Genomic DNA, 8,154 nt, shown 5'->3' on the forward strand with positions numbered 1-8,154 from the left:
GGCGTGCACCAGCACCGACTCCCCCGCCCGCAGACCCGCCAGGTCACGGAAGGCGTACAGGGCGGTCAGGAACACCAGCGGCACGGAGGCCGCCTCCTGCTGGGTCCAGGTGTCGGGGACGCGGGCCAGGTAGTGCTCGTCGGCGACGACGACCGGCCCGAATCCGCCGGGCACGGTGCCGAACACCCGGTCGCCGGGCCGCAGTCCGGTGACGGCGGAGCCGACGGCCGTGACCACGCCGGCGGCCTCGGTGCCCATCGGGCCGGACTCGCCGGGGTACATGCCGAGGGCGTTGAGGACGTCGCGGAAGTTCAGGCCGGTCGCGTCGACGTCGATCCTGACCTGGTGGTCGCCGAGCGGCTGCAGCACCTCCGGGCACGGGGCGAGGACGAGGTTGTCCAGGGTGCCCTTGCCGGTGGTGTCGAGCCGCCACGGCACGTCGACGGGCGGGAGCAGTCCGGCGCCGGCGGCGAGGCGGTCCAGCCGTCCGACGCGGACGGTGCCCCCGCGTACGGCGAACTGGGCGTCGCCGGTGGCGAGCAGGGCCGGCAGGTCCGGCAGCAGTGCCTGGACGTCGTCCTGTCCGTCGAGGTCGACGAGGACGAACCGGTCCGGGTTCTCGGACTGGGCCGAGCGCACCAGACCCCAGGCGGCACCCGCGGCGAGGTCCCGTACGGTCTCGCCGTCGGCGGTGGCCACCGCGTCACGGGTGACGAAGACCAGGCGGGTGCGGTCGAACCGGTCGTGGTCCAGCCACTGGCGTACGAGTTCCAGGGTGCGGGTCGTCAGCGCGTGGACGGCGCCGGGCACGTCCGTGCCGGGCGCGGCCGGGTCGCCGCCGGCGTCCGTGCCGTCCGCGGCGGTGTACTCCCCCCGGAGCGGGACGAGGACGTAGTCGGGGGCGTCGGCCGGGTCGGTGAGGTCGGCGAGGGACGACAGTGCGGTGCCGGTGCCGAAGACGTCGGCGCCCAGGGTGACGGCCCGCAGGCCCTCGGTGGGCTTGACCTCGGGGGCGGTGACCCAGTCGAGGCGGAACACCGGTTCCTGGCTGCCGGTGGCCACCGGGGCGCGCGGCACGCTCGGGGCGCGCAGCACCAGCGCCTCGGCGGACAGCACGGGCGCGCCCTCGGCGTCGACCGCCGTGAGCGTGACCGACTCGTCTCCGAGCCTGGTGACGCGGACCCGCAGGGTGGTGGCGCCGCCGGCGTGCAGCGAGACGCCGTTCCAGATGTACGGCAGCAGCGGGTTGTCCTCGCTGCCGACGCCGAGGTAGCCGTTGGCGTGCTGGACGGCGTCGAGCAGGGCCGGGTGGATGCCGAAGTACTGGGCGTCCCCGGCGATCTCCTCGGGCAGGGCGACCTCGACGAAGGCCTCCTGTCCGCGGATCCACACCTTGCGCATCCCCTGGAAGCAGGGGCCGTACTCGGTGCGTTCGTAGGTGCCGTCGACCGGCACCGGCCGCGCGTCCGCCGGCGGCCAGACGGGGACGTCGAACGGGGCGGTGTGCTCCGCGGCGGCGAGGGAGCCGGTGGCGTGCCGGGTCCAGGGGGCGTCGGTGGCGTCGGACGGGCGGGAGTAGAACGCGATGGTGCGGGTCCCCTCCTCGTCCGGGGCGCCGAGGACGACCTGGAGGGCGGTGGGCACCTTCTCGTCGAGCACCATCGGGGTGGACAGGACGAGTTCCTGGACCCGGCCGCAGCCGACCTGGTCGGCGGCGCGGACGGCCATCTCCAGGTAGCCGGTGCCGGGCAGGACGACCGTGCCGCCGACCTTGTGGTCGAGCAGCCAGGGGTGGACCTGCATGGAGATCTGGCTGGTGAACAGCGCGCCCTCGGAGTCGGCCAGTGGCACGGCGGCGCCGAGCAGCGGGTGGTCCGCGGAGACCAGGCCGGCCGAGCTGACGTCGCCGGTCAGGGCGGCCGGGCGGGGCCAGAACCGCTCACGCTGGAAGGGGTAGGTCGGCAGTTCGGTGCGGCGCGCCCCGGTGCCCTCGAACCAGGCCGCCCAGTCGACGCGGACACCGGCCGTGTGGAGCCGGGCGAGCGCGGTGAGCAGCGCGGTCTCCTCGTCGCGGTCCGCGCGCAGCGCGGGTACGGCGACGGCGTCGAGGCCGGTGTCCAGGCAGCGCTGGGTCAGCGCGGTGAGGACACCGCCGGGTCCGGCCTCCAGGAACGCGCTCACTCCGGCGTCGGCCAGGGCGCGCACGCCGTCGGCGTAGCGGACGGTGCCGCGGACGTGGCGCACCCAGTAGTCGGCGGAGCACAGCAGGCCGGGGCCGGCGATCTCGCCGGTCACGTTGGACACGACGGGGATGCGCGGTTCGGCGTACGTCAGCCCTTCCGCGACCTCGCGGAAGGCGTCGAGCATCGGCTCCATCAGCGGCGAGTGGAAGGCGTGGCTGACGGAGAGCCGTCGTGTCCTGCGGCCGTCCGCCGTGAGCAGGGCGGCGAGGGTGAGGACGTCCTCCTCGGCGCCGGCGACGACGACGGAGTCGGGTCCGTTGACGGCGGCCAGGGCCACGCCGTCGGTCAGTCTGGGGGTGACCTCCTCCTCGGTGGCCTGGACGGCGATCATGGCGCCACCCGCCGGGAGTTCCTGCATCAGCCGGGCACGCGCCGCGACCAGCGTGCAGGCGTCCTCCAGCGACAGCACCCCGGCCACGTGCGCGGCCGTGATCTCGCCGACGGAGTGACCGGCCACGTAGTCGGGCCGCACGCCCCAGGACTCGACGAGCCGGTACAGGGCGACCTCGACGGCGAACAGCGCGGGCTGGGTGTAGCCGGTGGTGTCGAGGAGTTCCGCCTCGGGCGTGCCCTCCTCGGCGAACAGCACCGTGCGCAGGGGGACTTCGCCGCCGGTGTCCAGACGGGCCAGTACGGCGTCCAGGGCCTCGGCGAACACCGGGAAGGCGGCGTACAGTCCATGCCCCATGCCGGCCCGCTGGGAGCCCTGGCCGGAGAACAGGACGGCGGTGGTGCGGTACGCGGCGCGGCCCCGCGCCACCTCGAGGGGTGCCCCGCCGGGTCCGGCGAGGAGGACCGCGCGGTGGTCGAGCAGGGCGCGGCCGGTGGCCAGGGAGTGGCCCACGTCCAGCGGGGGCCTGCCGGTCAGCGCGGCGATGCGGGCCACCTGGGCGTCCAGGGCCTCCTCGGACTTCGCGGAGACGGGCCACGGGACGACCGAGGGGGCCGGCGCGGGGGCCGCCGTGCCGGTCGCCGGGGAGCCGGCCGGCGAGGGGACCGCCTCGGGCTCGGGCGCCTGCTCGATGATGGTGTGGGCGTTGGTGCCGCTGATGCCGAAGGACGAGATGCCCGCGCGCCACGGCCTGCCGGTCTCCGGCCAGGGGGACGGCTCGGTGAGCAGGCGCACCGCGCCCGCCTCCCAGTCGACGTGCGTGGAGGGCCTGTCGACGTGGAGGGTCCTCGGCAGGACGGCGTGCCGCATCGCCAGGACGGTCTTGATGATGCCGGCGACGCCGGCGGCGGCCTGGGTGTGGCCGATGTTCGACTTGAGGGAGCCGAGCAGCAGCGGCCGGTCGGCGGGCCGGTCCTGGCCGTAGGTGGCGAGCAGGGCCTGGGCCTCGATCGGGTCGCCCAGCGGGGTGCCGGTGCCGTGGCCCTCGACGGCGTCCACGTCGGCGGGGGTGAGCCCGGCGCTCGCCAGGGCCTGGCGGATGACGCGCTGCTGCGAGGGACCGTTGGGGGCGGTCAGGCCGTTGGAGGCGCCGTCCTGGTTGATGGCCGAGCCCCGGACCACCGCGAGCACCTCGTGCCCGTTGCGGCGGGCGTCGGAGAGGCGCTCCACCACGATCAGGCCGACGCCCTCGGACCAGCCGGTGCCGTCGGCGGCGTCCGCGTACGCCTTGCAGTGGCCGTCGGTGGCGAGGCCGTTCTGCAGGGTGAAGCCGGAGAAGCCGGACGGGGTGCTCATGAGGGTGACGCCGCCCGCGACGGCGAGGTCGCACTCACCGGCCCGCAGCGCCTGGAGCGCCCAGTGCAGGGCGACCAGGGAGGAGGAGCAGGCGGTGTCGACGGTGACCGCGGGCCCCTCAAGGCCGAAGGTGTAGGCGAGCCGGCCGGAGACGACGCTGGCGGCGAGTCCGGTGCCGGCGTGGCCCTCCAGGTCCTCGCGGGAGTTCATGACGAGGGTGGAGTAGTCCTGGCCGTTGGTGCCGACGAACACGCCGGTGCGGCTGCCGCGCAGTCCGTCGGCGTCGATGCCGGCCCGTTCGAACGCCTCCCAGGTGGTCTCCAGGAGCAGGCGCTGCTGCGGATCCATGGCGATGGCCTCGCGCGGGGAGATCCCGAAGAAGCCGGCGTCGAACTCGGCGGCGCCGTCGACGAATCCGCCCCGGAGGGTGGCGCTGCGGCCGCGGCCGTCCGCGCCGCCGGTCGCCAGGGTGGCGAGGTCCCAGCCCCGGTCCTCGGGGAAGGCCTCGATGCCGTCGCGGCCCTCGCTGAGCATCCGCCACAGGTCCTCCGGGGAGCGCACGCCGCCGGGGAGGCGGCAGGCCATGCCGACGATGACGATCGGGTCGTCGGACGGTCCGGCGGCGTTCACCCGGTCGGGAGCGGACTCGGTGTCCTGCTCGCCGAGGAGTTCGGCGACCAGGTGCTCGGCCAGGGCCTGCGCGGTCGGGAAGTCGTAGACCGTGGTGGCGGGCAGGCGCAGACCGGTGGCGAGGGCGAGCCGGTTGGGCAGCTCGATCGCGGTCAGCGAGTCGAAGCCCAGGTCGCGGAAGGTGCGGTCGGGGGCGACGGCCTCCGGTCCCGGGTGGCCGAGGACGGCGGCGGCGTGGGTGCGGACCAGGTCGCCGAGGAGCGCGGTGCGGTCGGCGGCGGGAAGCCGCCGCAGCCGTGCGGCGAGCCCGGAGGCGGCCGTCTCGGTCTGCCGGCGCGCGGCGGCCGCGTCGGCCAGTGCCTGCCGGGCGTCCGGCAGGTCGCGCAGCAGGGCGCTGCCGCGGATACCGATGAGGGTGTCCAGGACCTGCGGCTGACGCGGGTCGAAGACCACGGGTGCCGGCTCCGGCCGGGTCACGGCCTGCCGCAGGGCGGCGAGCGCGAGGTCCGGGTGCACGGCCGGGTGACCGGCGGTGCGGGCCGGACGCCCGGCGCCGGCACCGGTGCCGGCGTCCGCCGCGTCGGTGACCGCGGTGTCCGCGCCCGGTTCCTCGTCGGTCCAGGCGCCCCAGGCGATGGAGGTCGCGGGCAGGCCCTCGTCCCGGCGGCGCCGGGCGAGCGCGTCCAGGACGGCGGTGGCGGCGGCGAGGCCGGCGCGCCCCGCGGTGCCGACCGTGCCGGCCACCGAGGAGCAGAGCACGAACGCCGTCAGGTCCCGGTCCCGGGTCAGTTCGTCCAGGTGGAGGGCGGGGGCGGTGCGGGCACGGTGCAGGGCGGCGAACCGCTCCGGCGTGAGGTCGTCGAGCACTCCGTCGTCGACGACGCCGGCGGCGTGCACCACCGCGGTCAGCGAGGTGTCCTCGGGGACGGCGGCGAGGACGGCGGCGAGGGCGTCGCGGTCGGCGGCGTCGCAGGCCGCGACGGTCACCTCGGCGCCCAGCTCCCGCAACTCGTCGGCGAGTTCGGCGGCGCCGGGCGCGTCCGGGCCGCGCCGGCTGACCAGCACCAGGCGGGCGGCCCCGGCGGCGGCGAGCCAGCGCGCCACGTGGGCGCCGCGGCCTCCGGTGCCCCCGGTGATCAGGACGGTGCCGCTGGGCTCCCATCCGGCGTCGGGGGCGGCCTTCGGCGCGGGCACGAGCCGGCGGCCGAAGACGGCCGAGTCGCGCACGGCCACCTGGTCCTCGCCGTCGTGTCCGGCGAGGACGGCGGCGAACCGCCTGGCGGCGCGGTCGTCCAGGGCGGCGGGCAGGTCGATCAGCCCGCCCCACCGCACGGGGAGTTCCAGTGCCGCGACCCGGCCGAGGCCCCACACCGCCGCCTGGCCGGGGGCGGTGAGCCGCTCCGTTCCGGCGACGGCGACGGCGCCGCGCGTCACGCACCACAGGGGCGCGGTGATCCCGGCGTCCAGCAGGGCCTGGAGCAGCACCGCCGTCGAGGCCGCCGGGGTCCCGGCGGTGTCCGTGAGGGCGAGCAGGGACAGCACTCCGGTGAGCGCGGCGCCCTCGGAGAGCAGGCCGCGCAGCCTTCCGGTGAGCGCGTCGCGGTCGGCGGTGCCGACGGTGAGCGGCACGACGTCGGCGCCCACGGCCGCCAGGACGGCGGCCACCCACGCGTCGTCGGCGAGCGCCTCGGGGACGACGGCCAGCCAGGTGCCGGTGGCGGTGGGCGCGGTGGACGGCAGCGACAGCGGCTTCCACGCCTCGTGGTGCCTGATGCCGTCGACCATCGCCTGGTCGCGCTGCCTGCGCCGCCAGGTGGACAGGGCGGGCAGGACCGCGCCCAGCGCGTCGGTGTCGACCGCGAGATCGGCGGCGAGCGTGGTCAGGTCCTCGCCCTCCACGGCCGTCCAGAACGCCGTGTCCAGGGGGTCGGCCCCGGCTCCGCCCGCCGTGGAGCGCTGGGCGTCGGGCCAGTGGCGGGACCGCTGGAAGGCGTAGGTCGGCAGCTCGGTGCGGCGGGCGCCGGTGCCGTCGAAGCAGGGCCGCCAGTCGACGCGCACCCCGGACACGTGGAGCCGGGCCAGCGACGTGAGCAGCGCGCTCTCCTCGGACCGGTCCCCCCGCAGGGCGGGGACGGCGACCGTGTCGGCGTCGGCGTCGAGGCACCGGCGGGTGAGCGCGGTCAGTACGCCGTCGGGGCCGACCTCGAGGAAGGCGTTCGCCCCGGCACCGGTGAGCGCCCCCACGCCGTCGGCGTAGCGGACGGTGCCGCGGACGTGGCGCACCCAGTAGTCGGCGGAGCACAGCAGGCCGGGGCCGGCGATCTCGCCGGTCACGTTGGACACGACGGGGATGCGCGGTTCGGCGTACGTCAGTCCTTCCGCGACGGCGCGGAAGGCGTCGAGCATCGGCTCCATCAGGGGCGAGTGGAAGGCGTGACTCACCGCGAGGCGCTGCGTCCTGCGGCCCTTCCCCGCGAACTCGTCGGCGAGCGAGACGACTTCGGCCTCGGCACCGGACACGACGACGGACTCGGGGCCGTTGACCGCGGCCAGGGCGGTCCCGTCCGTGAGGCGCGGGGTGATCTCCTCCTCGGTGGCCTCGATCGCCATCATGGCGCCATCGAGCGGGAGTTCCCGCATCAGCCGGGCACGCGCCGCGACCAGCGCGCAGGCGTCCTCCAGCGACAGGACCCCGGCGACATGCGCGGCCGCGATCTCGCCGACGGAGTGACCGGCCACGAACTCCGGCCGCACACCCCACGACTCCACCAACCGGAACAACGCCACCTCGACCGCGAACAGCGCCGGCTGCGTGAACCCGGTCGCGTCCAGGAGCTCCGCCTCCGGCGTGCCGGCTTCCGCGAACAGCACGTCGCGCAGCGGCCGTTCCAGCTCCGTGTCGAGCCGGTCCAGTACGGCGTCCAGCGCCTGCGCGAACACCGGGAACCGGTCGTACAGCTCACGCCCCATCCCCGCCCGCTGCGACCCCTGACCCGAGAACAGCACCGCCAGCGACCGCTCCACCGCACGACCACGCGCCACCTCCACGGGGGCACCGCCCTCCGCGTCGGCGAGGAACACCGCCCGGTACTCGAACACCGACCGCCCGGAGGCCAGGGAGAAGCCGACGTCCAGCGCGGACGCGGTGTCGGGGCCGAGGGAGGTGATCCGCTCCAGTTGGCCTTCCAGGGCCTCCTCGGACTTGGCCGACACCGGCCACGGCACGGTCCCGGGAACGCGCCCGGGCTCCACGGCCGGCGTGACCGGCTCGGTCTCCGGGGCCTGCTCGATGATGGTGTGCGCGTTGGTGCCGCTGATGCCGAAGGACGACACACCGGCACGGCGCGGACGCCCGGTCTCCGGCCAGTCGACGGTCTCGGTGAGCAGGCGCACCTCGCCCTCGGTCCAGTCCACGTGGGTCGACGGGGCGTCGATGTGCAGGGACTTGGGCAGCAGGCCGTGGCGGAGCGCCATGACGGTCTTGATGACGCCGGCGACGCCGGCGGCGGCCTGGGCGTGACCGATGTTCGACTTGATGGAGCCGAGCAGCAGCGGCCGGTCGGCGGGCCGGTCCTGGCCGTAGGTGGCCAGCAG

1 protein-coding gene is annotated in these 8,154 nt (G+C 76.0%); it reads right to left on the reverse strand.

All coding sequences use genetic code 11. From position 1 onward, the window contains the following. A partial coding sequence (locus AB0A94_RS38265) for an SDR family NAD(P)-dependent oxidoreductase (RefSeq protein WP_361751610.1) occupies positions 1-8,154 on the reverse strand: 8,154 nt, incomplete at both ends.

This window comes from Streptomyces sp. NPDC044984 (genome assembly GCF_040646935.1).
GTDB lineage: Bacteria > Actinomycetota > Actinomycetes > Streptomycetales > Streptomycetaceae > Streptomyces.